The organism is Streptomyces muensis (assembly GCF_021474425.1).
Classification (GTDB): Bacteria; Actinomycetota; Actinomycetes; order Streptomycetales; family Streptomycetaceae; genus Streptomyces; species Streptomyces muensis.
This window is the reverse complement of sequence record NZ_JAKEIP010000533.1, coordinates 1-2,008: the sequence shown is the minus strand read 5'-3', so window position 1 is coordinate 2,008 and position 2,008 is coordinate 1. Positions and strand designations below refer to the sequence as shown.

General features: G+C 70.3%; 2 protein-coding genes. Both read left to right on the top strand.

Annotated features, from left to right (window positions below):
• The first annotated feature begins 116 nt into the window (after positions 1–116).
• A complete protein-coding gene (gene trmB, locus L0P92_RS44095; RefSeq protein ID WP_372497437.1) occupies positions 117–929 on the top strand; it encodes a tRNA (guanosine(46)-N7)-methyltransferase TrmB in 813 nt (270 codons plus the stop codon).
• A 54-nt stretch (positions 930–983) separates the two neighbouring features.
• On the top strand, positions 984–2,008 hold a 1,025-nt coding region (locus L0P92_RS44090; protein WP_234768758.1), incomplete at its 3' end, for a PrsW family intramembrane metalloprotease.

The window sequence follows — 2,008 nt, the reverse complement described above, 5'->3', positions numbered from 1 at the left end:
GGCTTCGCCCCCAGACCCCGCCATCGGCCCTCCGGGCCTCGTCCTCAAACGCCGGACGGGCTGGAGATGCCTGGCGGGCCGAGAGGGGGCCGGATCCCCGTAAAATCGGTCTCACTGTGTCTGACTCTCTCAACGCTCCCGAAGTCCCCCAGCCCGACCACCACCCCGGCGTGTCCGTTCGGTATACGCGGGCCAAGGGGGAGCCGCGGTTTCCTGATGGGCCCAAGGCTGATCCGGCTGGGTCTCACTTCGAGCGGCGGATTCGGAGTTTTCAGCCGCGGCGGAGTCGGGTGACCGCGGGGCAGGCGGACGCGTTGCAGCGGCTGTGGCCGAAGTGGGGGCTCGACATCGATGGGCAGCGGGTGATCGACCTCGCCGAGCTGTTCGGGAACGACAACCCCGTCGTGCTGGAGATCGGCTTCGGGATGGGCGAGGCGACCGCGCAGATGGCGGCCGGTGAACCCGGTACCAACATCCTCGCCGTCGACGTCCACACCCCGGGGCAGGGCAATCTGCTCAATCTGGCCGACCAGCACGGGCTGGCCAACGTCCGGGTCGGCAACGGCGACGCCATCATCCTGCTCCGCGAGATGCTCGCGCCGGACTCGCTCGACGGGCTGCGCGTCTACTTCCCGGACCCCTGGCCCAAGAAGCGGCACCACAAGCGGCGGCTCATCCAGCCCGAGTTCCTCAGTCTCGCCGCGACCCGGCTGAAGCCCGGTGCCGTGGTGCACTGCGCCACCGACTGGGAGCCGTACGCCGAACAGATGCTCGAAGTGCTGACCGCGCACCCCGACTTCGAGAACACCCAGGGCGACGGCGGTTTCGCGCCCCGTCCGCAGTTCCGGCCGCTGACCCGTTTCGAGGGGCAGGGACTGGACAAGGGTCATGTGGTGAACGACCTGCTCTTCCGCCGCGTACAGCGGTAGCAGAGCCCCTCGCGCTGCTGCGGGCGGCGCCCCTGCCTCGTTAGGGTCGATGCCGTGGCCACCTGTCCCCCGTACCCGACGCACCCCACCGGACCCACCGGCGGCGCACCGCGGCCCGCGCACTGGTGGCACAGGCGGTGGGTGCGTTACGGCGCGCTCAGCACGCTGCTCGCGCTCTCCGGGCTGGTCATCCTCGCCCTGGTGCGGGAGCAGACCGGCACCGAGGGGTTCCTGGTCGGGCTCGGGCTCGCCGTGCTGCCCGTGCCGCTGCTCGTCGCCTCGTTCCGGTGGCTGGACCGGGTCGAGCCGGGGCCCTGGCGCCATCTGCTGTTCTCCTTCGCCTGGGGTGCCTGCGCGGCGGCGCTGATAGCGATCGTCGCCAACAGCTTCGCCACGAGATGGATAGCCACCGCGACCGCCGACCCGTCGCATGCGGACACCCTGGGCGCGACCGTCATAGCGCCCGTCGTGGAGGAGATGGCGAAGGCCGCGGCCGTACTGCTCGTGTTCCTCTTCCGGCGGCGGGACTTCACCGGGATCGTCGACGGCGTGGTGATAGCCGGGGTCACCGCCACCGGGTTCGCCTTCACCGAGAACATCCTCTACCTCGGCACCGCGTTCGGTACCGACCAGCTCTCCGGCGACAGCGGTATCGCCTCCGTGACCGCGGCGACCTTCTTCGTCCGGGTCATCATGTCGCCGTTCGCGCATCCGCTCTTCACCGTTCTGACCGGTATCGGCTTCGGTATCGCCGCGTTGTCGGGCGAGCGGCAGCATGTGCGGCGGGTTCTCCTGCCCCTCGCGGGGCTATTGCTCGCCATGGGCATGCACGCCCTGTGGAACGGTTCGTCGGCCTTCGGGGAGTTCGGGTTCTTCGCGGTGTACGCGGCGTTCATGGTGCCCGCGTTCGGGCTGCTGACGTGGTTGGCGATCTGGACGCGGCAGCGGGAGTTGCGGACCGTGCGGGAGGAGTTGCCCGCTTATGTCGTCGCCGGGTGGCTGGCGCCGGGGGAGCCGTTCGCGCTGGGGTCGATGCGGGCTCGGCGGGTGGCTCGGCGGTATGCGCGGCGGGTTGGGGG